The organism is Dysgonomonas sp. HDW5A (genome assembly GCF_011299555.1).
Lineage (GTDB): Bacteria > Bacteroidota > Bacteroidia > Bacteroidales > Dysgonomonadaceae > Dysgonomonas_A.
Genome location: NZ_CP049857.1, coordinates 3325307 through 3351801, shown reverse-complemented (window position 1 = coordinate 3351801; position 26495 = coordinate 3325307). Strand labels below are relative to the sequence as shown.

Here is a 26495-nt window from a genome sequence, read left to right as displayed (position 1 = left end):
GTATTTAATGATATACTTTTAATTCATAACAGGCTCCGGTCGTTTCACTTACCAAAGTCATAAAAAGGTCTGAGACCTTAGAAATCAAGATTAACACTCAATGAGAATATTCTTGGTCGTGGATAGAACTGACTGTCAAATCCATTTAATATTTCGGGATCGACTCCTTTGTATTTTGTTATCGTAAATACATTTTGAATCAATGCTCCTACTCTCATATTCGGCCCTCTGAATACTTTACCCACATTATATCCCAACGATATATTATCCATTTTCAGGAACGAAGCGTTTTGCACATAATAATCGGAGCGATATTGACGGGTTTGAAATCCTGTATTCAAAAAATCTGTAGACAGGTTGTTTATAGCAGATGTTACATACTGCATTGTTTCCCATGCACCCAAACTTGCCGCCATATTATTATACACATAGTTACCAATACTGGCTCTAAGCACAAATCCTAAAGACCATTTTTGATATCTGAACTGAGAGTTGAATCCCAATAAATAATCGGGCATAGGCGAATGATAGCGATACAAGTCTTTTTCGTTGATCACACCGTCGCCATTCAAATCGGCGAACATGCCTTCCAAAGGTTTTCCACTCTCATCGTATATTTGTTTATATACATAAAACATATTAGGAGCATATCCTTCGGTAAGAATTTGCAAACCTTGTCCTCCCACTGTCGGACCGGTATATGAACCGGGTGAATTTGCGTCTTTTACCAACGTAAGATTAGTAATTTTTACTTTCTGATAAGTTGCATTAAATCCGAAAGACCATGTCATGTCTTTGTTATCAACAGGGATAAAGTTCAAGGCAAATTCCAGCCCGTTACTCTCTACATTACCCACGTTAGTAGTTGCAGTTTCGGAAAAATTTGTACCTGCCGGAACGGCTACTGTTGCCAGTAAGTCTTTCGTTTTACGATTGTAATAATCGAAAGTACCATTGATGCGATTATTGAGGAATCCGAAATCGAAACCTGCATTATAAGAGCTTGTGGTCTCCCATTTCAAATCGGAAATATAAGTGGTTGGACGGAACAAGTGATAAAAATTATTTCCAAACTGATATTGGGCATAGTCGTTACTTAATGTATAAATAGGCAGGTAAGAATAGTTTCCAATACCATCCTGTTGTCCTGTTACACCATAGCTTAAACGTACTTTCAAATCGCTTACTACAGGATTATCCACAAGGAAAGGTTCCTGTGAAGCTCTCCATGCTATGGCTGCCGAAGGGAATACACCCCATCTGTTATCAGGATTGAAGCGTGACGATCCGTCACGGCGGATAGTTCCTGTAAATAAATATTTAGAATCGTATGAATAATTAACCCTTCCGTAGAAAGAGATTAACACGTGTGTCTGGTCTTGTGCGGCAGATGTACTTACCACTTCGCCTGCCACATTGGTGTTAAAAAACTGAGGGCTTTTTGCTCTCCAATACTGATAATCGTATCCTGCTGTTACGTCCAATGTGCTTTTTATACTTTTCAGGTTTTTGTTGTAATTTAAATAACCTGTAAATAATTTATTTATTTTCTCCTGTGAGTATTCATTATCTGTACCTCCTACTTTGTAAGCAAAGGCTGCTTCTGCAGGAATATAGTTGGTTCCCTCTCCTTTGGCATAATCGTAGCCTAAAGTAAGATGGGCTTTCAGTTCGGGTAGAAAGTGAAGTTTATAATCCACATCCATGTTTCCGATAGTACGTTTTACGGTACTGAAATGTTCCTCCTGCAACAATAATCCTACGGGATTCAGCAAAGCTCCTGTTGCCGGAACTCCTGTATTATCTAAACTTTCGTAAAAACCTCCAAAAGCATCATTCCCCGAATAAACGGGTTGAGTAGGATTAAATGCTGCTGCATTCCAGATAGCTGTAGTATTGGCAAAGCTATTTTTATTGACAGACCCTTTTACATTGAAATTAAATTTCAGATGGTCTTCAAGAAATGAAGGACTTACCACCGCACTTCCTGTATAACGTTTCGTATTATCGGTTCTCAAAATACCATCCTGATCATAATAGCCTACTGAGAATCGAAACGGAACTGTTTTTGAAAAACCTCCTGCAACACTAAGATTATTATCTGTTCCGAAAGCTGTTTTATAGATTTCATCGTTCCAATTAGTAGAGTAATCTCCTAATAAGCTTTTTTGCTGAGTATTTCCTCGTTCAGTTATCAAATCTCTGAATTGTTGAGGCGAAAGAGTTTCTGCTACTCTTGTTTTATTCTGCAACGAAAGAGTTGAGCTGAAACTAACATTCAACTTATTGGATGATCCTTTTTTAGTAGTTATGATGATAACCCCATTAGATGCTCTCGATCCGTAAATAGCTGTAGAAGAGGCATCTTTAAGTACGCTCATACTTTCTATATCATTGGGGTTAATCAAACTCAGGAAGTTGCTGCTGTTACCGCTGATACCTCCGCTTTCCAAGGGTACTCCATCCAATACAATCAAAGGATCGTTGCTGGCATTAAGCGAGGCACCTCCACGAACACGGATAGTACTTCCTGCAGAAGGCGAACCACTGTTAGACATAATCTGAACACCGGCTACCTTTCCATTTATCAACTGCTCGGGTGAATTTATCAAACCTGGGTTAAAATCTTTAGTTCCTACACTGGTAACTGTACCTGTAAGGTCTTTTTTAAGCTGCGTACCATAACCCACTACAACAAACTCGGCAATCTGCTGTGATTTAGGTTGTAGTTGAATATTTACAACATTTTTGCCTGTTACTGATACCGTTTGTGCATCGTAGCTCAAAAAAGAAAACTCCAATTCAGTCTTACCCTCAGGTAAAGCAATCGAATATTTTCCGTCTATATCCGTAACCGTTCCCAATGTTGTACCCACCACTTTTACCACGACACCAATCATGGGTTCTTTAGCTTCGTCAATCACTGTTCCGGTTATCGTTTTACTCGCCTGTAAGCTTTCTTGCTCTATGGGGCGAGGTGTCGCATTTACAACCAATGGCGCTAAAATCAATAGTGCTATTATGGAGTGTAAATGAACAAGTTTCTTCAAATTAATACATCTCTTCATGGTTTAAATATGTTTTAAGATAAGGTTTTGTTCTTATAGGGATAATCCCCACATTTTTAATGACAACTATCTTTGGTCATAATACTTGCCAAAGTGGTAAAAGGGTATGCGATCTTATTCTATCCATACGCTTCCCAATTCTATATTTGCTTTTTCAGTTATATTATCTGTTGTTGATATTTGCAATATTTCGATGTCTCCAATTTTGAATGGTATTTGAGTGTCAGGAATAAAAGTCCGTTCTAAAAATGTCGGATAAGGAGACGGAAGTAAAGTAGTTACGTCTTGTTTCAAGTCTGATAATCTAACCCTTATTACACCTTTATCGTTTAAAGAAACTTTCGATGTATAAGTGAATCCGTTACTAGTTACAAAACCAATTTTCAAATTGTCTATACCTTCTGTATTTTTAATATCGACACATACATATTGGGCTTGTTGTAAACGCTCTCTTCTGGTTGAAACGTAATCTCTTATATATTTTCTCCAAAAGAAACGTGCGTCTGGGTCTTTTATTTTGAAGTTAAAGTTCAGCGAATTACTTTCAGTTAAATTACTCACATTTAATTTTCGGGTTATATATGAAGTTTCAGGTACTCCATAAGCTTCAATATCACTATACTCATCTGTGATCTTTGCCAATTCAATTGGACTGGTAGGTGACACTACCCTGCTTTCGTAATATTTAGACTGATAGAAATTCCAATCAAGAGGGTTTCCTTCTATACCCGCAGGAAATGTATAATTCTTACTGCCCTCGCATACTATAATATTGTATCTGAATACTCCTTCCCCGATCATCACCGCAGGAATGGTTGCTTGATAAGTATATCCATGCGTACGATTCATTTTTATATAGGGATTCTTATCTGACCAAAACGATACTTTATCTGTATAAATAATCACCGAATCAGGGAATGCAGGTCCTACAATATTGGCTTCTATCTGTAAAGATTTATCAGCTTCTATTACTTTATCAGGATGATGAACTACTGAGAAAGTTTTTGCACGTGCTTCGGGAGCAACATATTCTCCTAAAGTGATGTTCTTCCATTTAGTATTTACATCCCATTTATCTTTAGGCATATAATTTGCTTGAGTCAGCAAATACACTCCCGGTTTTATAGCAATACTTGTTCCATTGGATATTTTATTGAAATGGTTTCCTTTGTTAATAGCTGCTACTTTAAAATTTTCGCCTAATTGAGATAATTTAATATTCATATTCCATTCATTCCAAGCAATAGTTACTACCTCTTTATCCAAAGATGGCTTTTCGAAAGGATCTTGTATCTGAACTGCATCGGGCATTACTTCCAATCGCCAAACTCCATCTTCTAATTGGTCGATAAAATAAGCGCCTGTTCCTTCGTAACTAACTATGGGAGAACTTCCACATCCGGCAATCGACTTCAACTGTTCGGGAGCAATTGGTTTAGCTATCGTATTATTAGAATAGAAAAATCTATCACCACTGTTCAATACACTCAAATCCTGCAAATAACTTACTTGAAATTTATCGAAAATAGTGTCTTGTGGATATGTATTGAATTTTTGATTTCGGGGAATTAAATAAGCTACTTCGGCAGCTATTTTCATGCTGATCGCCTTATTGGGTGTATATGCCAAGTTCAGAAAGTGAGTCTGATATTCGGTATTAGCCCAAGCCATATCCATAGGATCATAAGCAAATTGAGTAATCCACTGAAACCCTTTACTTCTGAATGTACGAGCCATGGCAGGGTACATATACGAATAGGTTATATCAGCAGGATCGAACTCATATACGGCTTTTGCCTTCTTATCGAAGTTCTTCAAATTCGAAAAAGGGATATCATATTGATCTACATAAGGCAGGAAGTTTCCTTTGCGTGTATGCCCTGCAACCAATCCGATAGGATACCACTGATAGGTAGTGCCTTGTATATCGGTTTTGTAATAGGCTTCTGTGTGTGACATATTGTGACTCACATTATAAAAGACGGGCTTCTTATTTCCTGCTTTTTTGAGTACTGCCAGCATCTTGTTTATATATTCTTCGGTTTGGGCAGGAGTTCCCGAGTGGCAAGGCTCATTATTAATCTCAAACCCTATTATAAACGGATCGTCTTTATACGATTGTTTAGTATATGGGTTTAAGTGTTTTACCAATTGCCCGATATAATTCTCCTGAGCTGCAATAGCTTCGGGATTGTTATGTATCTGGCATTTATCATATAGATAGGTAAATGCTCCTGTATTCTGATTTCGTTCGGGATAACCATTGCCAAAATTGGTCATAGTAGTAATCAATATCCGAATGTTTCGTTCTTTCAGTTTTGAAATCAGATAGTCCAACAAGTTCAGGTGTTCATTTTCCAATAGTTGCCCTCTAGCATCCGAAATCTCAACATCCCACACATGTATGCGATACGCATTAAATCCTAATCGGGATAAATGATATACATCTCTATCAATGGCTTCTTTATGGTCTTTCCCCAGATAGTTCATCGCCCTGTAAGCATGGGCAAAAGGCAATGTATAATTTACACCATAGAAAGATGCTTCGGAATGAGAGTCCGACCATCGCATGACTCCGTCTTTGTCTATATAAATAGTTGCAATTTTATCCTCCTTTTGAGCAAATATCGGATACGAGAATAGCAAGCACATTAAGGCTATAAAAAAAACTTTCATGGTATATTTCGTATTAACGGTTTTAGATCAGGCTCGATTAATAGCAAATATAGGCTCTAATAACCATTAATGACCGTCACAAATTGGACATAAAAGGATATAAAAAGGACATGGGAAAGATTTAACCTATCGACAAACTATATCGTATAACACTGATAAACAGCAACAATCAGTATTGTAATTATATTATATATCCGTTTTTCCTAACGCGTAATCAAAGATTACTTGTATTTCTTTTACCCAAAGGAACAAAAGGAATCAAAAAAGCTTTGGGCAAGAGGACAAACAAACCCGATAGGGTAAATTAGTAAAATAGAATATTCATATACATCTAACTACTAACTGGCATTAATATTTTGCAGTATTTTGGTTTGTAACAAACAGGAAAGTAAATGTTACAAATAAAGAAGCTGAGGTTGCGTACTTGAAAGGATGTGTAACAAGAATCTTTTGAGTGTTATTGTACTCACTCTACATTTGCATATCATCATATTTCTATCATATTATGCAGAAAATTTTAAAACTAATACTGGTTACGACTATCGGTTTTCAATTTACGCCTTTAGCGAATACAAATGTTCAGGCACAAACTAATCAGGCCAAATTTGATTATTTTGAATACAAAGGCAATGACAGCCGATTTAATCGAAAAATTGATCCGAAAAATGAGTTTTTTAATCCGATTGTCAGTGGGTTTTATCCCGACCCCAGTATATGCCGCAAGGGAAACGACTATTACATGGTACATTCTACTTTTTCGTACTATCCCGGAGTACCCATATTACACAGTACCGATTTGGTGAACTGGACTCAAATTGGTTTTGTATTGAACCGTCCTTCGCAACTCCAATTGGATGGTGTTCGATTGTCAGGAGGAATATATGCACCCGATATACAATATAACAAGCACAACGATACTTTCTATATGATAACTACAAGTGTAGATGGTATCGGTAACTTTATAGTAAAAACCAAAGACCCTAAGCTGAACGATTGGTCTGAACCGATACTACTTCCCAACGTCGGAGGAATAGACCCCTCTTTATTTTTTGACGATGATGGCAAAGCATACATTATACATAACGATGCACCCGAAGGAACTCCCGAATGGAACGGGCACAGAGCAATATGGATACATGATTATGATACACAAACCGACAAGACATTCGGAGAGCGTAAATTACTGCTAGACGGAGGTGTAGACCGCAGTAAAAAGCCTGTTTGGATAGAAGGTCCTCATATATATAAAGTAAATGGTAAGTATTATCTGATGGCTGCCGAAGGAGGTACAAGCGTAAACCATTCGGAAGTGATTCTTCGTTCCGACAATGTAAAAGGTACTTATGTTCCTTATGAAAACAACCCTATCCTCACCCAGCGAGACATGGCAGAACCTCGTCCTGATATAGTAACCAGTGTAGGTCATGCCGATTTGATAGAAACTCCCACGGGAGAGTGGTACGCCGTATTTTTAGGATGCCGCCCTTATGAGGGAAATCATTATAATACAGGACGTGAAACGTTTCTGTTGCCTGTAAAGTGGAAAGATGGCTTTCCAATAATTCTGGAGAAAGGGATTCCGGTTCCCACTGTTGTGAAGAAAAAAGGGCTTGCCCCGAATGGTACAAACTTTTTCTCAGGTAACTTTACTTGGAGAGATGACTTTGAACTAAATACGTTGGCAAACGAGTGGTTATCTATACGTACCCCTCGTGGCGAATGGTGGCAATTGAAAAATGGTAACCTTATACTGGACGCTATACCCCGAAGTATTTACGATGTGGATAATCCGGCTTTTATTGGTCGCCGTCAGCAACACCTTGTTTTTGAGGCTGAAACAGAAGTACTGTTTATACCTGAAAACTCTCATGATCTAGCAGGACTGGTGTGTTATCAAAACGAAACATTTAATTTTGTTTTCGGGAAAACAATAGATAATAGCAAAGCGGTACTTGTATTGGATCGTTCGGAAAAAGAAAGAAAACGCATAGCTCAAATTCCGATACCTGACAAATATTTACAAACCCCTCTAAAATTAAGGATTACAGGAGACAATGATAAATACAGCTTTTTCGCCTCTTTCGATTCAGGAAAGACATGGCAAGCAGTTGCTGAAGATGTAGATTCCAAAAATCTGAGTACACAATCGGCGGGAGGCTTCACAGGAGTAATGATAGGCATGTATGCTTCTTCGGCAAATGTAATTCCTGCCTTGAAAGAAGTGTATAAAGATGATTTTCAAATGGGTGTTGCTGTATCGATGAATCACCTTGCCGGTCAGGAAGCTGCCATGGTAAAGAAGCAGTTTAATAGTCTGACGGCAGAGAATGATATGAAACCTGCCAATTTACTGGTAAAGAGTGGAGGATACAATTATAAGAATGCCAATCGCATTGTCGGTTTCGCTCGTGAGAATAATATGAAGCTGCGTGGACATACTCTTGTTTGGCACAATCAGACGCCCGAATGGTTTTTCTTAGACGATAATGGCAATCCACTTGATTCAACAGCACTCTACAATCGTATGGAGAAGTACATGACCGATGTGATGACTCATTTCAAAGACGATGTGTATTGCTGGGATGTAGTAAACGAAGCATTATCTGACAAGCCTGATGAGTTTTACCGAACAGACAGCCCTTGGTATAAGGCATGCAAAGAAGCATTTATAGAGCGTGCTTTTAGAACTGCTCATCGTATAAACCCCAATGTAAAGTTATTTTATAATGACTACAACCTTGTTCAGCCTCAAAAACGAGAGAAAGCATATCAATTGCTTAAACGATTGAAAGAAGCGGGAGTCCCCATTCATGGAGTGGGTATGCAGGGACATTGGAGTATGCAGGACATTACACGTGAAGATATTCAAAAATCGATAGATATGTTTTCATCCTTAGGACTTGAGATTCATATAACAGAGCTAGACCTTACGGTTTATACGACATATCACGGCGAAGGAGTCAAAAATCAGGTAAAAGAAACCCGTGCATGGACTCCCGAGTTGGCGAAACAACAAGCTGATGTTTATAAAATGATATTCGAAGTGTTCCGTGCCAATAAAGGAAAAATCAGTAGTGTTACTTTCTGGGGATTGGCAGATAATTATACATGGTTGCACAACTTTCCTGTGCCGAATAGGTATGATTATCCCCTTGTTTTTGACAATGAATTAAATACGAAGCAGAGTTTTTGGAATATAGTGGAATTTTAATTGTTAATTTCAGGTTTATGTTTTTGGGAGTAAGGGTTATCCGGATGGGTAACCCTTATTTACACAATATCAAAAAGCGAAGTAATATATTTTTATAGATAGATTTGGTTTGATCTACGGTGAAAAATAGAATAAACTGTTTTTCTTTCGCTACAAACCTTTACCTTTGTTTTTATATGAAAAATTAACTCCTACATTATTATATTATGATTACAAGAAAAAAGATAATGTTATTTTTGGTATTTGCGATCTGTTTCTTGCCGCAGATATTGGCTCAAGAAGCACGTTTACTGCGTTTTCCTGCCACAAATGGTCAGGAGATTGTATTTTCGTATGCCGGCGATTTGTATAAAACATCCATCAATGGAGGTGAAGCTCAACGTTTGACTTCTCATGTCGGATATGAGATGTTTCCTAAATTTTCGCCCGATGGCAAAACCATTGCCTTTACAGGACAATACGATGGTAATACCGAGGTATTTACAATACCCTCATCGGGAGGAGAACCCCTTCGCCTTACGTATACTGCAACCAATAGCCGCGATGATATTGGCGACCGCATGGGACCTAATAATATTGTTATGGCATGGACTCCCGACGGCAAAAACATTGTGTATCGCAATCGCATAAGCGATGGATTTACAGGAAAACTGAAGCAGGTAAGCAACCAAGGTGGACTGTCGGAAACTATTCCATTACCCGAAGGTGGCTTTTGCAGCTATTCGCCTGATGGTAAAAAGCTAGCTTATAATCGTGTGATGCGTGAATTCCGTACATGGAAATATTATAAAGGTGGTATGGCAGATGATATCTGGGTGTATGATCCTGCTACCAAATCAGTTGAAAATATAACGAATAACGACGCACAGGATATTATGCCTATGTGGATTGGTGATGAAATTTATTTTATATCGGATAGAGACCGTACCATGAATATTTTCGTTTATAATACGAAGACTAAACAAACCTCTAAAGTAACCAACTTCACGGAGTATGATGTGAAATTTCCCACATATCATGGTAATACAATTGTATTCGAAAACGGCGGATATATCTATAAGCTGGATGCCGGAAACAAACAGCCGGTGAAGGTTGATATCACACTGTCTTCGGATAATATTTATGCACGTAGCGAAATCAAGAATGGAGAGAAATATATCAGTGCTGTAAGCCTGTCGCCCGATGGAGAGCGTCTTGTTGTGACAGCTCGTGGAGAAGTATTTAACCTTCCTGCCGATAAAGGTGTAACTAAAAATATGACACGATCTCCCGGCGCACATGATAGAAATGCACAATGGTCGCCCGACGGAAAATCCATTGCTTATATTTCGGATAAAACAGGCGAAACCGAATTGTACATACAGGATGCAACAGGCTCGGAACCTGTACAACTGACCTCTAATAATGATACTTATATACGTGATTTCAGTTGGAGCCCCGATTCAAAATCAATAGTATATACGGATCGAAAGAACAGGATTAATTTGTTGAATGTTGCGACAAAACAAAAAACGGTACTATTAACTGATCCAGTAAGTGAGCCTCGTGGAGTGTCTTTCTCTCCTGATAATAAATGGCTGACTTATACTCGTAGCGAATCGAATGAATTCAATGTAATATATGTATTCAATATTGCAGAGAAGAAAGAAACTGCTGTTACCGATAAATGGTATGAATCATACAGTCCTGTTTTCAGTAAAGACGGTAAATATCTGATATTTGCTTCCGCACGTGGCTTTAATCCAATCTATGGATCTAAAGAATGGAATCATGTATATCCAAATACAAATGGTGTTTATATGGCTCTTCTATCGAAAACAACCCCTTCGCCTTTCTTAGAGAAAGATGCGGAAGTTAAAGTAGATAACAACGCACCAAAATCAGATAATACTACAGGTTCTAAAAAAGCAGGAGCCGAAAAGAAAGATTCTACAAATTTTGTAAAAATAGACTTTGACGGAATAACAGACCGCATTATCAAACTACCTCTCGAGCCTTCTAATTATTGGGGATTTTATTCGGATGGTGCTAAAGTATACTATAACAAAGGCGGATCGGCATCCGTATTTGACCTGAAGACCCAAAAAGAAGAAACTATTGCCGAGGGTGCTTCTATATATATCGAAAATCACGATAAGAAAGCATTATTCTTAAAGAACAAACAGGTATTTATAACTGCTATTCCAACAGGGAAAACCGATTTGAAAGACCCTGTTAATCTTTCGAATATGAAAATTACGACAGATTATCCACAAGAATGGAATCAGATATTTAATGAAGCTTGGCGTGTGTATCGTGACGGATTTTATGTAGAAAATATGCATGGTGTAGATTGGAAAGCAATCAAAGAAAAGTATGCCGTTCTTTTACCTTATGTAAAGAACCGTCTCGATCTGAACTATGTAATAGGTGAAATGATTGGGGAGTTGAACTGCGGACATGCGTATGTTAACCCCGGAGAGGTAGACCGTCCCGAACGTATCAATACAGGCCTGTTAGGTGCTGAAATATCGAGAGATAACAGTGGTTTTTTCCGTATCGAAAAGATTCTGCAAGGAGCATCATGGAGCAAAAATCTGCGGTCACCACTAACAGATGCAGGTATAGATGCCAAAACAGGAGACTTTATAGTTGCCATTGATGGTATTCCTACTAACAGCGTGAACGATATGTATTCGCTACTAGTCGGAAAAGCGGGTGTACCTACCGAGATTTCATTGAATAGTAAAGCTCAGTTGGCTGGTGCACGTAAAATAGTTATCAGTCCATTAGCAGAGGAATATTCGCTATATCATTACGAATGGGTTCAAAACAACCTTAAGAAAGTAGAAAAAGCTTCTAACGGTAAGATAGGTTATATCTATATTCCCGATATGGGAGTGGAGGGATTAAATGAGTTTGCACGTTATTTTTATCCTCAATTAGATAAAGAAGGTTTGATTATTGATGATAGAGCAAACGGAGGAGGTAATGTATCGCCCATGATTTTGGAACGTTTGGCTCGTGAGCCTTACCGTTTGACTATGCGTCGTGGCTCGACTCGTGTAGGTACTGTGCCCGATGCAGTTCAGGTAGGACCTAAGGTATGTTTGATCAATAAATATTCGGCTTCCGATGGAGACCTTTTTCCTTGGGGATTCCGTGCCCTGGGCTTAGGTAAACTTATCGGTACACGTACTTGGGGCGGTATAGTTGGTATATCGGGTTCTTTACCATTTATTGATGGAACGGATATACGAGTACCATTCTTTACAAGTTACGATGCCAAAACAGGGCAATGGATTATCGAAAATCATGGTGTCGATCCAGATATTTTGATAGACAACGATCCTGTTAAAGAGTGGGCGGGCGAAGATCAACAACTTGATAGAGCAATTGAGGAGGTGACAAAAGAGCTTAAAAACAGAGAGCCTCTTAAACCTGTTCCTGCTCCAAGAGTATGGAATAAGTAACAGTATTAAGAATAGTATATATAGAACAGGCTTGTATCTCCATACAAGCCTGTTTTTTTGTCGGAAAATTAAAGGAATTATTTGCTGATGGGCTTTCCAAGAAACGATATGTGTCATGTTTTGGCAATTGGGTTCAATAGATGATATCGAACAAAACTTTGTTTTATATTGTTTTAATTGTAGTTGATTTATTTATCACAAAGATTAATGTCTAAATCAATATTAATTAAAACAAGTATATTATGGAAGGTTATGGAATTATTTGGTCAATAATTATAGGAGTTTCGGCAGGAGCTATTGCCGGTTGGTTAATGAAAGGCAATGGTTTCGGCTTCTTTATTAATTTAATAATCGGTTTGATCGGTAGTGTTTTGGGTGGATGGCTTTACGGCTTATTGGGTATTACCACGGGCGGCATCATCGGAACACTAATCATGTCGGTAGTAGGAGCCGTTGTTCTACTTTGGATTATATCGCTGTTCCGAAAGAAGAACGTCTGATAAATTCAATATAAAAAGCGAGTTCTAAAATATAATCTCGGCAAATATAATTAGTAATACGGAAGGCAGAGATATCTGCCTTCTTCTATATAAAATAGATTATTTATCAATAGAGAAATTAAGTTTTTAGAACTATTTATTACTTTGGTTATTAAAGCAGCGATAAATAGTTGTATTTTTAAAATATATCATTAAATATTTTCGTTTACTTAAAATAGTTCGGATTATGAAAAATAGAGATTTATTAATTGGCTGTTCGGTATTAGCTGTGGGGGCAACGTTGGCTTTTGCACTCAGTTCGTGCAAAACAATCCCCAAAGGTGTTGTGGCTGTAAAACCATTCGATAAAGAAAAATACCTGGGTAAATGGTATGAAATAGCACGTTTGGATTTTCGCTATGAGAAGAATATGAATAATACAACCGCTGAATATTCTGTAAATGAAGACGGAAGTATTAAAGTCGTCAACAGAGGATACAATTACGTAAAAAATAAAGAACAAGAAGCAATTGGTAAAGCTAAATTTGTAGGTTCGTCGGATGAAGCAAAACTTAAAGTTTCGTTTTTCGGTCCATTCTATGCAGGCTATAATGTAATTGCTATTGATTCCGATTATAAATATGCTTTGGTAGCAGGCAAAAGCCTTAAATATTTATGGATACTTTCCCGAAAACCAACCATGCCCGAAAAAGTAAAACAAGCCTATCTCAAGAAGGCTGAAAGTTTAGGGTATGATATTTCTCAACTGGTTTGGGTAGAACATCGTAAATAGAATCATCTATTATAAATCTACTATCTTAAGTTTTGTCTATTGATAATTGTTGTTAATAGACATCAAAGTAAATAATATATGGACTATCTTTATATGCCGGAAGGTGCATAAAAGGATAGTCTTTATATGCTTAATGACTTAATAAAAAGGTCTTTGACCTTATAACAAATAAATAAGAATACAAAATGTTGAATATAGGATGTCATTTGTCAATATCGAAAGGCTTTGAAGCCATGGGTAAGGATGCACTAAGTATTGGAGCAAATACTTTTCAGTTTTTCACTCGTAATCCACGGGGAGGAAGTGCAAAAGCAATAGACCCGAAAGATGCCCAAGCTTTAGCTCAATTAATGGAAGCAAATAACTTTGCCCCCATATTGGCACATGCACCATATACTTTGAACCTGTGCTCTGCCGAACCGCGTACAAGGCAGTTTGGGCGTGAAATGATGACCGATGATTTACTAAGAATGGAACAACTGCCTTGCAAATTGTATAATTTTCATCCCGGCAGTTATACTTCACAACCTATAGATATAGCCATTGGTCAGATTATAGAAGCATTGAACAGTATTATTACTCCCGAACAAACTACTATCGTATTGCTCGAAACCATGGCAGGTAAAGGTAGCGAAGTGGGCAGAACTTTTGAGGAGTTGAGACTGATATTAGATGGTATTCATTTACAGGATAAAATGGGAGTTTGTCTTGATACCTGCCATATATATGATGCCGGTTATGATATTGTAAATGATCTGAATGGGGTACTTACTCATTTCGATAAAGTAATAGGATTAGAGAGATTATATGCCATACATTTGAATGACAGTATGAATCCTATGGGAAGTGGTAAAGACAGACATGCTACCATTGGAGAAGGATCGATAGGACTCGAAACCATGAAGCGTATAATTAATCACCCTAAACTGACTCATTTGCCTTTCTATCTCGAAACTCCGAATGAATTGGATGGTCATGCAAAAGAAATAAAAATACTCAAAGAGATGTATCAGGAAACTGAATGTGTTTCTACAAAAAGTATTTAATAGGCAAATAGAATATAAGGATGGGATATGATTGTAAGTGTAAGTAGACGTACAGATATTCCTGCTTTATATTCCGATTGGTTCTTTAATCGTTTGGCTGAGGGGTATGTGCTTGTACAAAATCCCCGTAATCCTAACAGATTCAGTAAAGTACTGTTGAACCCCCATGTGATAGATTGTTTGATCTTCTGGTCGAAGAATCCATATCCGATGATTGCTAGGCTTGACGAATTGAAGGAGTACAAATACTATTTCCAATTTACACTAACGCCTTATGAAAATGATATTGAAGCAAAATTGCCTCCGGTTGCCAAGCGTATAGAAATATTCAAGCAATTGTCGGATAAAATAGGACCTGATAAAATTGTTTGGAGATACGATCCTATTTTCATTAATGAGAAACACTCTATTGAATTTCATCAGGAAGCATTCTTTCAAATGGCTTCGCAGTTAAAAGATTACACAGGTAAATGTATAATCAGCTTTATAGACCATTATTCCCACATAAAAAACATCTTCAATAAATTTCATATAAGCCCGATGTCCGAGTATGAGATCAGGCAAATAATGAAATCTTTATCTCAAACAGTATCGGGAACTCATCTCAAACTTGAAACTTGTGCTGAAGATATTGATTTAAGCGAGTTTGATATTTTACATGGTGCTTGTATCGATAAAGAAATGATAGAGCAAATTATAGGTTGTCCGATTGTTTCAAAGAAGGATAAAAATCAACGGCTCATGTGTAATTGCATTGAAAGTATAGACATTGGCACTTATGATAGCTGCCCTCATGGCTGTATTTATTGTTATGCAACTACCAATAACGATAAAGTATACCGAAACATGAGATTACATGACAAAAACTCGCCTAAACTTTTAGGATACCCTCATGAAAATGATATTATCACAGATAAAGAGATGAAGCTTTTAAGAACAAATCAGAAAACATTGTTCTAAATAGGATGAAAGTAATTATACAAATCAGTTTTTAAAATAATATATCATTTCATCTTTAGAATCCACGAACCCAAATTTAGTATAAATTGGTCTTCCTAAATCAGTTGCATGCAGTATCACTTTAGTATAACCCAAACCTTTAGCTTCGTTCATAATTAACGAAAAAATATGTGAAGCAATACTTTTTCCCCGGTAGTTGGGTAATGTATACATGTTGCTTATATAAGCCACCTTACCATCGGGGCAGCTTCTGTTAGGAGGTAATGAAAACAGAGTTAAGCCACTTGTTGCTGCAATTTCATTATTATCAAAAGCTATCCATGCAACAAAACTCTTGTCCTGAAAAGCCTTTTCGAAGTATATCTTATTATTGATAAATAATTCTTCGTTATCATCACCTGTACTATTACTATTTACTTCATTCAGAAATTGAACCCTTGTTTGTGCCAGTAAAGAGGCATCATCGGGTGTCGCTTTGCGATATTCTATCATATTCGGTCTGTTATTTTGGTTGTTGTATATATGTATAGTCATAAATTGTTTATTGCAACAATTTATGATTATAACAGTTCAAAAGCAATACAAAGTTTGAAACCTTAAATATAAAGAAATTCGTAGAATTATTTAAAAAACTGCGACATAGGGTTGTCTCTATTCCCATTTATATTTGCTCTCGATAAGATAATGTGTACAACAAAAATAAATGATTATGAAACTTAAATTACAACTGGTTTTTTCCGGAACATGCGAAGCTGCATTCAACTTGTATAAAGATGCTTTTAATGGCGATATTGTTTTTCTATTCAGAAAAGCAGAGGATAAAAGCATTCAGGTGAACGAACAGGAGGGGGAAAAAATTTCTCATATGGTTCTAAAAACAAAGTATTTCGAAATTGGTGGGCAGGATGCTGATAATGGACAAACAGTCAACGGTGGAAATAATGCTAAGCAAGTGTTAGTGTTTACCGATTTGGAAGAATTACACCGTACTTTCGATCTTTTATCTCAAGGCGGAGAGGTTATAACACCTCTAGAAAAGACATTCTTCTCGGAAGCTATCGGCGAGGTCGTAGATAAGTTTGGTATCCGATGGCTTATTATGATGACTGACGACGACTATTCGGCATAAGATTACATTTGATTGATAATAAAGAATATATTGGACGAAAATGAGTTATTCTTCCAATATATTCTATTTTTGCATATTATACTCAAAGATAGAATATGAATAGAATCGACCGCCTGTCTGCTATTTTGATTATGCTTCAATCATCGTCATCAGTGAATATGAAGCAAATTACCAATCGTTTTGGCATCACTCCCCGAACAGTCTATCGGGATATGAAAGCGTTGGATGAAGCAGGTATCCCAATTGCGGGAGATTCACGTATGGGTTTTTCTTTAGTCGAAGGTTTTAAATTACCACCGCTTATGTTTACTGAAAAAGAAGCATTTGCCTTTTTGGCAGCAGAGAAACTGGTAGACCGATTTTCGGATGCCGGTTTTAAGGAAGGGTATAAATCGGGGATAGAAAAGATTAAATCGGTTATGCGATTGGCGGATATGAAAGCTATGGATAATTTTACTGATAATGTATCTTCTCTTGATCTCCAGTTTAAAAATCCTTCAGACTCTCAGAATATCCTGCAACTCTTAATGTGTGAAATATCTAAGCGTAAAAAGGTTCAGATCTCTTATTTCTCATATAACAGGCAAGAAGTAAGTATTCGAAAGGTAGATCCGATTGGTATCTTTTTTTCGATGTCTCATTGGTATCTTATTGCGTTCTGTAATACTAAGAAAGATTATCGCACGTTTCGGGTAAACAGGATTCAGGAGATTATTAACACAGATGAAGATTTTGAGCAGGAGCATCCTCCTTTAAATTCATTATTAAAATCGTTGAAAGATAAAGACAATTTACTAGAAGTGATTCTTGAAGTTAGTAAGAACGATTTGACTTTTATTGATGATAGTAAATACTATCAGGGATTGATTGCCGAAAAGGATAACGAAGATAAGGTCGAACTACATTTTATGATCTTTTCGATAGATCGATTTGCCCGATGGTATTTGTCTTATATTGATATTGCAAAAATTATTTCACCCAACAATCTGGAAATCGCTGTCAAAGAAATACTTCAAAAGTCAAAACTATGAAAATGGAGGATTAAAAGGCTATTATTCTTCTACAGGATTTCTGTAGCCTAAAAGGTTTTATCTTCTCATCTGTTTTATTTGAACTTAATCAAAAAAACTTACATTTGTAGAAATCCTTATTCTTCATACTTGATGTACAGAAAATTTTCGTTTAGTCTCTTCTTTTTTATTTTTACCTGCATATCTCTTTGGGGGCAAAAAATAAATTATCAGGCTTTTAAGAATATAAGCTTAGGTGCTGAGACATCTGTTATCAATTGTTTTGCACAGGATTCACAAGGGTTAATCTGGATTGGTTCCAATAAAGGACTTTTTAGCTACGACGGGTATTCTTCTCAAGCCCACTTCACGACTAACGAAAAATCGAATACGTTAATATACTGTATTATTCCTTTAGATGACAATCATTTATGTTTGGGGACAGACAATGGTGTACTTTTCTACAATTACAAGACAGACCAATACGAAGAAATACCCAATATTCAATTTCCATCGGATGTCAGGGCATTAGCCACGTTTGATAATGTATTATGGATAGGTTCGCTCAATGGGCTATTCCGTTACGATTTAAAGGATAGGAAGCTCGAAAATGTGAGCGATAAGAAAGATACTGGCTTGCCTCATAAAACGATTTACTCTATCATAAAAACAAAAAACAACACCCTTTATGTGGGTACATATGATGGATTTTGTCAGTATATACCACGCTCCGATAAGTTTCAGAAAATAAACTTACCTACTGATTTAAGAAGAAGCAATCTGTTTGTCAATTCTTTATATGAAGATGTTGCACATGATTGTATCTGGATTGGAACCGAAGGTGCTCTGTTCAGATACGATCCTAAAACGAAATCTGCGGAAGAGATAAGTTTTTTTCATAACAATTCGATAAAATCATTGGCGATAGATTCCAATAATCAGCTTTTGATCGGAACCGACAATGGTTTATACATATACGATCAACAAACGAAAGAAGTTCAACATATTGTCCATGATTCACGAAACGAAAAATCACTTATAAATAATATTATCTGGGGTATATTTATTGATAAAGAGAATAATATCTGGTTGGGAACAGATTATGGTGTATCATTGGCAAGATTCAATAAAATATTTCAGCCGATACCCATTTCTCAAATAACGGGAGTGGGCGATGGTAACCGCTTTTATGCCCTTTATAAAGATTCCCGAAATAATTATTGGCTTGGAGGTACGAATGGGTTGATCCGAACTTCTTCTTTAACCGATGAGCCTCAAAATGCGATTTGGTATCGGATGGGAGATAAAAAATATCCGATATCGCACAACCGAATCAGGCAAATTTATGAGGATAAAGACCACAATCTTTGGATAGCTACCGATGGCAGCATCAACAGGTATGACTACAATACAAAGCAGTTTGTACATTACAATATTATAGACAGTACGCATACCTATAATTCGAATTGGGCATACCATATGTTTGAGGATGATAATAATCGTTTGTGGATTGCAACTTGCTTGGGGGGAGTATTTGTGGTAGATAAGCAGAAGCTTCTGAAATCATCGGGTACATATATTGCCGAATATAATTTTTCGACAACTGATGGACTTTCGGGAAATTTTATAAATCAAATAATACCCGATCATCGGGGTAACACATGGGTATTACTATACAACAATGGTATTGATAAAATTGATATCAAGACAAAAAAGATAACTAAAATACCTATTGAATACAGTACGAAAAATAAAAATCCCAATTACATAATCTGTGATAAGGAAGGCTTTATCTGGGCAGGATTCAGAGGGGGATTAGTACGTATAAATCCTGAAGATGATACTTTGGAGTCTATTCGGTTTGATGCTTTTGGAGATAGTGAAATACTCTGTATGATTGAGGAAGGTTCGCACATATGGCTGTCTACGACCGATGGTATTTGGGTGGTTGATAAGTATACTTATAATGTACAGAGGCTCAATGCAACGGGCAAGTCATTCACTAGCGGATTTTTTGATAGTCAGAATAATAAGATTTATCTCGGAGGCGTAGATGAATTGGCGATTTTATCTCCCTATATGCTGAAAGGTGATCACTCTTATTCACCTATTGTCTTAACGGCTTTGTATATAAACGATCAGCTGTATAATCTCGAAGGCAACAGCATCAGGCATATGAAGGGTATAGAGTTAAACTATAAACAGAACAATCTGACTTTTGAATTTTCCGATTTAATCTATTCGGAGGAAGAAGAAAATAAGTTTGTCTATAAACTCGAAGAGGTTGATAAGGACTGGAATATATTGAGCCATAATACAAACAGAATATCGTATTCTAACTTAGAATATGGTAAATATCATCTGATAATAACTAAACTGGATGTATCGGGTAAGCCATCAGATGTTGAATATTCTTTCACTATCCATATTACTCCGCCGTGGTATTATACATTTTGGGCGAAAAGTTTTTATGTATTACTTTTTGTGGCATTGATACTGTGGGTGATAAACTTTTTCAGGGTAAGAAATAATCTGAGGATAGAAAGGATCGAAAAAGAGAAGACTCTTGAACTATCGAATCTTAAAATAGACTTCTTCACCAATGTATCTCACGAGTTTAAAACTCCTCTGAGTTTGATAATAGCACCTGTCAGCCAATTATTACTCGATATAAAAGATTCGCAAAAGAAAAAGCAATTAGAGGGTGTGCAACGCAATGCTTTGAAATTAAACTCACTAATCAGGCAGGTACTCGATTTTAATAGAACCGATAGTAGTACAAATTCGAATCTGATATTCTCGAAGGTTGAATTTGTCGAGTTTGCAAAGAGTCTTTTTTCTATTTATGAAGAAGGATATAAGGCGAAAAATATCAATTTCTCATTCCATACCAATAAGGAGAAAATATATATACGGATTGATGTCCTGAAAATAGAATCGGTACTGAACAATTTACTTTCGAATGCCTGTAAATATACCTCTGACAAGGGCAGTGTTGTATTTTCTTTGACTTGTAAAGAGGACGAAAATATACTCGAACTATCTGTAAGCGATACAGGTATTGGTATTCCGCAACAAGAAATACCGTATGTGTTTAAACGCTTTTATCAATCGTCTAAAACGGCAAAAGATAAAGACGGAACAGGTATTGGCTTGTATTTGGTGAAAACATATACCGAGCAGCATGGTGGAAAAATAACCGTAGAGTCAGAAGAAAATAAGGGAACTACAATTACTATATCACTTCCTCTGAAAAATGAGGCTGCAACTGACAATCAATTCTTGATTGATGAGGGTGAGAACGATGAATCAAATAGACCTCTGATTTTGATAGTCGATGATAATGCCGAAATAGCCGATTTTATCAGTCAGGTACTTACTAGTAAATATCGAATTGAAATAGCTCACAATGGAAAAATGGGTATGGAGATGAGCTTAAATCTTCATCCTGACTTGATTATTGCAGATGTAATGATGCCCATTATGGATGGATTGGAAATGAGCCGTCGCATACGTAAGCATATACCGACCTCTACTATTCCTATTATTCTGCTGACGGCCAAAGATGATAAAACAACGGAATTGGAAAGCATAAATATTAATGTAGATGCTTTTATTCCTAAGCCGTTCGATCCTCAAATATTATTATCGAGAATAGAGCAACTATTAAAAAGTAAGCAGCAGATAGAGGATAAATTGAGAATCGAAAATATAACTACTCCGAAAGTTACAGAGGTTACATCGCTGGACGAAAAATTCCTGTCCGAAATTACCCAAATAATAGAAGATCGCATCGATGATTCAGATCTCAATGTAAACCTTTTATGTACAATTTCGGGTATCAGTTCCAAGCAGGTGTATCGCAAAATAAAACAATTGACAGGTATGTCGCCTGTTGAATATATACGTTCTATCCGTATCAAGAAAGCTGCGATGCTGTTGGCTCAAAAGAAATTTACCATAGCAGAAGTTATGTACATGGTCGGATTCTCTAATCATTCGTATTTCTCAAAATGCTTTCAAGCCGAATTTGGGAAAACTCCCCGTGAATACTTAGCTGATATTTAATCTATGTTTTGTTTCTTAACGCTTTCATTCGCCCTGCGAGTACCCCGCACAATCGACAAGGTCGGAAGCCTGACGGATGATGAGCCGTTTAGAATGCAAGCTTAAATCAAAAAGGCTTTGTACTGAGCGTAATGAAAAATAGAACATTTGTTCCATCATTTACATTATCATCTATTAATCAGACTCCGGCGAAAGATTCGCATTAATATACTCCGAAGGCGACATTCCATAGAATTCCTTAAATGAATTAGAGAAATGCGATAAGTTGGAAAATCCCGTAGCATAAGCCACTTCCGAAACAGACAGCTTTTTACTTGTCAACAATGTAGCCGCCTGCTTAAGCCTTATTCCCCGAATAAAATCACGAGCCGATTGGTTCGTTAGTTCCTTTAGTTTTCGGTGCATATGCACACGGCTTATTCCAACACTGCTTGCAAGCATTTCCACATTCAGATCGGGATTGGAAAGGTCTGCATTGATAACCTTCATCACCTTTTCTATTAAGATTTCATCGGCAGACTTCATTTCTATCTTATCTATCTTATCTTCCTGTTGCTGACTACCTGTAAATTTACTTTTCAACCGCTCCCTATTTGCAATCAGATTGCTTATCGTTTGCTTTAAAATATCGGTATTAAAAGGTTTCACCAGATAGGCATCTGCACCAATTTCTAACCCTTCGAGCTTATCCTCGGTTTTCGATTTAGCAGTCAACAATATAATGGGAATATGATTTATATTGATGTTTTGCTTTATTCTTCGACTAAGGGCAATACCATCCATTTCGGGCATCATTACATCGCTGATAATTAAATCGGGCTTCTCTTTCAGTATGTATTCGAGAGCTTCTTTCCCATTCTTACATTCCTTAATACGGTATTCAGACGATAGCTCATCTCTCATATATTGTCTTATTTCGTCTTCGTCTTCAACGATCAGAATACGGTATTTTGTCCTCGATTTAGTCCTTTTGGCTGTATCTTCCTCAAACTCTTCTTCGAATTTATTACTTGTTTCAGTTCTGATTGCTGCACGATTTTCAATCAAAGATTCACTTTCATCGAAAATCTGAAGTTCTTCCTGATTAAAATGAGCACAGCCTAAAGGCAGGCGAATAACAAAATGACTTCCATGCTTATCGGTTCTGTTTTCGGCATATATAACCCCATGATGTAACTCGACTAACAAACGTGAGAGATGCAAACCTATACCCGTACCAAAATTGGAATTAGTCTGATCGTTGTTTATCTGGTAGAATCGTTCAAATATTTTTTCTATTTTGTCCTTATCAAGCCCAATACCGGTGTCCGACACACTTATTTCAAAGTACTCTTTCAACGGACCTCTGGTTGAAGTGGTTGTACCTGTTGTCAGTTTTACGGTAATCTTTCCGTACTCAGGAGTATATTTAAAAGCATTCGAAAAGATATTCAGCAACACTTTATCGAAATTATTCAGATCGATCCATACTTTCAGCAACTTATCCTCATGTTCAAATGAGAAGTCAATATTTCTCCGTTTCGCCTGATATTCAAAAGTCAGCATTAAGTCATCAATAAATCCGACTATATCCGTTTCACGGCATTTAAGCCGCATCTGTCCTTTATCGAGTTTTCGAATATCCATCAATTGATTGATTAACCGGAGTATACGTTGCGAATTTCGATAAATCATCATATACACTTTTTGCTTCTCCACATCCTTATTTTCCGAAATCAACTTCTCCAATGGATTAATAATTAATGTCATTGGAGTTCTGATCTCATGCGAAATATTAATAAAGAACTGCAATTTAGCTTCACTGATTCTTTCAGCATGATCTTTCTCCATCATTTCCTGCTTGTAACGAATCCTCGAAAAAAGATATCCCACTATTCCATATACTAAGAAAATAAATAAAATTGCATACGCTCCATACGCCCAAACGGTTTTGTACCAGGGAGGAGTAATGATAATACGAATGGTTTTGACAGGCGAATAATTGTCATTATCGTAAGCTCTTACCTTAAATGTATAAGTCCCCGAAGGCAAATTATTGTATGTTACTCTGCTGATTCCGGGAGAAGTACTCATCCACTCTGAGTTTAAACCCTCAATCATATATTGATAAGATATCCGTTCGGGATTAATAAAATCAAGAGTCGAAAACTCAAAGCTGAATGTATTATCCGAATAAGATAATGTAAATGAATCGGCATCTAAAACGGACGTTGAAACAATCTCATTACCTCCCGATTTATCACCCTTTTTTATCGGCTGATTAAACAGATAGAAGTTCGTTAATAAGATATTTAACTCCCGCTTCTCCTCCACTATTTCTTTCGGATTAAAACTTGTCACTCCATTGATACCTCCAAAGAATAGTTCCCCGCTGTTATCATTAAATACTGCCCCTCGTGTAAATTCGTTGCCCTGCAACCCATCGCTTGCATAATAATTGATAAAACGATTATCCTTACTATTAAATTTACTGATCCCATTATAAGTACTTATCCAGATATTATTTTGGTCGTCCTCTGCAATACCGCATATCACATCGTTTGACAATCCGTTTTTGGTAGTATACGATTTCATTTGCTGAGACTGTTTATCAAAACAATATAAGCCGGACGAGGTTCCTATCCATATTTTTCCGGCTTTATCCTCCAATAAAGACAGTACTACAGTACCTGGCAATAAATTATTCTTACCCAAATAGGGCAGAAATGTTTTGTTAGAGGGATCAAAACAACTAACTCCTTTATAATGACCTATCCAGATGAAACCGTCTCGGTCGCAAATCATATAATTAACCCAATCATTTGATAATTCATCAACCGAAAGGCTATCATTTTCATTTTTAGAGGATTCGTAATGGTTCAGTTCGTTCCCCTCTTTATCCAAAACTAAAAAACCCGAACCGTATGTACCGATAAGGAGATTCTTATTTTTGTCTTCGGTTATGCAATACACTTTTTCATTGCTAAAACGTTTAATATAGTCACAATATCCTGTTTTTTGATTAAACTTAGCCAATCCGTTTGCATAAGAACCCAACCATATATCGCCCGATGAATCTTCGAAAATAGAATGTATTATATTAGGAACCGAATTGGGAGAAGCTGTCCGATAGAAATGAGCAATCCTTGCCCCATTATTATTTATACCGTAAATACCATCATTGTCGGTGCCTATCCATGTAATCCCTTCTTTATCTTTATAAATTGCAGTAACACAACTAGATCCGATAGGATTATTTTTGAATGACTTGTAACCGTAATAATTAAACTTATTCTCTAAAACGGGAATAAAAATTACTCCTTTCTGAAAAATCCCCAACCATAAATTCTGATCCTTATCCTGTAAGATAGAATGGATCTTACCTTTAGAAAAATCAAAAGGAGGAGAGTTGACTTCATAATCTTCTATTATATTTTTCTCGCGATTGTACATCATCAAGCCCTGCCCGTCTGTTCCGATATATAGCTGATCCTCCTTATTTATCATTAACGAGCTGACAAGCAACTGTGTGCTCCCCTTATATAAAATAGGATCAAAAGTTTGTGTCTTCGGATTGTATTTGCTGATCCCCTGCGTAAGCGTGCCCACATAAATATTTCCTTCAATATCTTCTTTTATAGCCGATATATTGTTGCTATTAATACCATGCGATGCTTTAAATACAGTAGTTTTCTTTGTTCGGGGATCATAACAGTTGAGTCCGTCATTTTCGGAACCTATCCATATATTGAACTTGGAATCCTGAAAAATACAATTCAGAAAATTACTACTCAAAGACTTGGTCAATACGGGGTCAGAGAAAACATCATCCGTTCCTTTTTTCAATATAAAAACGCTTTGCCCCGAAGTTGTCAGCCAAATATCTCCATTATGAGTTTCAATAATAGAAATTACATGAGGACGTACAAGCTTACCTTCACGATACATCTTTATATCTTTAAATGAATCTGTAGCCCAATCGTACTTCATAAGCCCCAATATAGTACCTACGTAAAAATTACCTGAACTGTCTTCAAATAAAGTGCGTACATAGTTATGTTTAAGCGAAGTAGAATCTCCGTCAATATGCTTATAGATTGTAAAATTAATACCATCAAACCTATTCAGACCATATTCGGTAGCAATCCAGATAAAGCCTCTGCGATCCTGATAAATCTGATTGATAAGACTGTTAGATAATCCATTGTCGGTAGAATAATATTCACGGTTCTGGGCAGTAAGCCCCTGATTAAATAGAATACTTATTAGAAAAATGAGTAATAAGGTTGCCGGTTTTTTCATTGGTAATAGATTGATTCTTTCCATATTTCCACAATAAACCTTTCAATTTCAGGATAAATCAAAACTGTAAAGATGGAGGGATATTAGATTTCTTAAGAATGTATAAAAGTATAGCTTCAAATATAAATGAATATTCTAAATATCAAAGAAAAAAAGATGCTTAAAGTCTCAAAAAACAGGACTTATCATACCATGAACAATAAGATGTAACACATACGAAACAAAATGTAACGAGCACATAAAACATGTTACAGCATCAACATAATAAGATACATTTTAGACGATGCAATAACATATTTATTCATAATTTCGAAACGTTGTA

13 protein-coding genes are annotated in these 26495 nt (G+C 36.6%); 9 read left to right on the top strand and 4 right to left on the bottom strand.

The window, feature by feature from the left end:
• Window positions 1–77: 77 nt before the first annotated feature.
• Complete coding sequence (locus G7050_RS13985; RefSeq protein ID WP_166116503.1) at window positions 78–3068, bottom strand: TonB-dependent receptor; 2991 nt, start codon at window positions 3066–3068, stop codon at window positions 78–80.
• A gap of 114 nt (window positions 3069–3182) precedes the next feature.
• Window positions 3183–5744, bottom strand: a complete 2562-nt coding sequence (locus G7050_RS13980) for a hypothetical protein (RefSeq protein ID WP_166116501.1) — start codon at window positions 5742–5744, stop codon at window positions 3183–3185.
• 505 nt (window positions 5745–6249) lie between these two features.
• On the opposite strand from G7050_RS13980, the gene G7050_RS13975 reads away from it, so the two are divergent.
• From G7050_RS13975 to G7050_RS13950, 6 genes are all read left to right on the top strand, one after another.
• Window positions 6250–8955, top strand: coding sequence for an endo-1,4-beta-xylanase (locus G7050_RS13975; RefSeq protein WP_166116499.1), 2706 nt, complete (start codon window positions 6250–6252; stop codon window positions 8953–8955).
• 227 nt (window positions 8956–9182) lie between these two features.
• The gene (locus tag G7050_RS13970) at window positions 9183–12407 is read left to right on the top strand and encodes a S41 family peptidase (RefSeq protein ID WP_255499312.1); all 3225 of its coding nucleotides are present in this window, start codon (window positions 9183–9185) and stop codon (window positions 12405–12407) included.
• A 242-nt stretch (window positions 12408–12649) separates the two neighbouring features.
• Window positions 12650–12907, top strand: coding sequence for a GlsB/YeaQ/YmgE family stress response membrane protein (locus G7050_RS13965; protein ID WP_166116495.1), 258 nt, complete (start codon window positions 12650–12652; stop codon window positions 12905–12907).
• Window positions 12908–13133: 226 nt separating this feature from the next.
• Window positions 13134–13679, top strand: coding sequence for a lipocalin family protein (locus G7050_RS13960; RefSeq protein WP_166116493.1), 546 nt, complete (start codon window positions 13134–13136; stop codon window positions 13677–13679).
• 185 nt (window positions 13680–13864) lie between these two features.
• Entirely contained in the window at window positions 13865–14725 is an 861-nt protein-coding gene (locus G7050_RS13955) for a deoxyribonuclease IV (RefSeq protein WP_166116491.1), read from the top strand.
• Window positions 14726–14752: 27 nt separating this feature from the next.
• A complete protein-coding gene (locus tag G7050_RS13950; protein WP_166116489.1) occupies window positions 14753–15685 on the top strand; it encodes a DUF1848 domain-containing protein in 933 nt (310 codons plus the stop codon).
• Between the two features lie 24 nt (window positions 15686–15709).
• On the opposite strand, the gene G7050_RS13945 is transcribed toward G7050_RS13950, so the two are convergent.
• Window positions 15710–16177, bottom strand: coding sequence for a GNAT family N-acetyltransferase (locus G7050_RS13945; RefSeq protein ID WP_166116487.1), 468 nt, complete (start codon window positions 16175–16177; stop codon window positions 15710–15712).
• A 217-nt stretch (window positions 16178–16394) separates the two neighbouring features.
• Here G7050_RS13945 and G7050_RS13940 point away from each other — a divergent pair, with 217 nt between their 5' ends.
• The 3 genes from G7050_RS13940 to G7050_RS13930 all read left to right on the top strand — a co-directional run bounded on the left by G7050_RS13940 (window position 16395) and on the right by G7050_RS13930 (window position 21892).
• Window positions 16395–16814: a VOC family protein gene (locus tag G7050_RS13940; RefSeq protein WP_166116485.1), complete on the top strand. Its 420-nt coding sequence runs from the start codon at window positions 16395–16397 to the stop codon at window positions 16812–16814.
• Window positions 16815–16909: 95 nt separating this feature from the next.
• Window positions 16910–17845: a YafY family protein gene (locus tag G7050_RS13935; protein WP_166116483.1), complete on the top strand. Its 936-nt coding sequence runs from the start codon at window positions 16910–16912 to the stop codon at window positions 17843–17845.
• 132 nt (window positions 17846–17977) lie between these two features.
• Entirely contained in the window at window positions 17978–21892 is a 3915-nt protein-coding gene (locus G7050_RS13930; protein ID WP_166116481.1) for a two-component regulator propeller domain-containing protein, read from the top strand.
• A 174-nt stretch (window positions 21893–22066) separates the two neighbouring features.
• Here G7050_RS13930 and G7050_RS13925 read toward each other — a convergent pair whose 3' ends face one another.
• Window positions 22067–26197 (bottom strand): two-component regulator propeller domain-containing protein, encoded by a 4131-nt coding sequence (locus G7050_RS13925; protein WP_255499152.1) that lies wholly within the window; start codon window positions 26195–26197, stop codon window positions 22067–22069.
• Window positions 26198–26495: the final 298 nt, after the last annotated feature.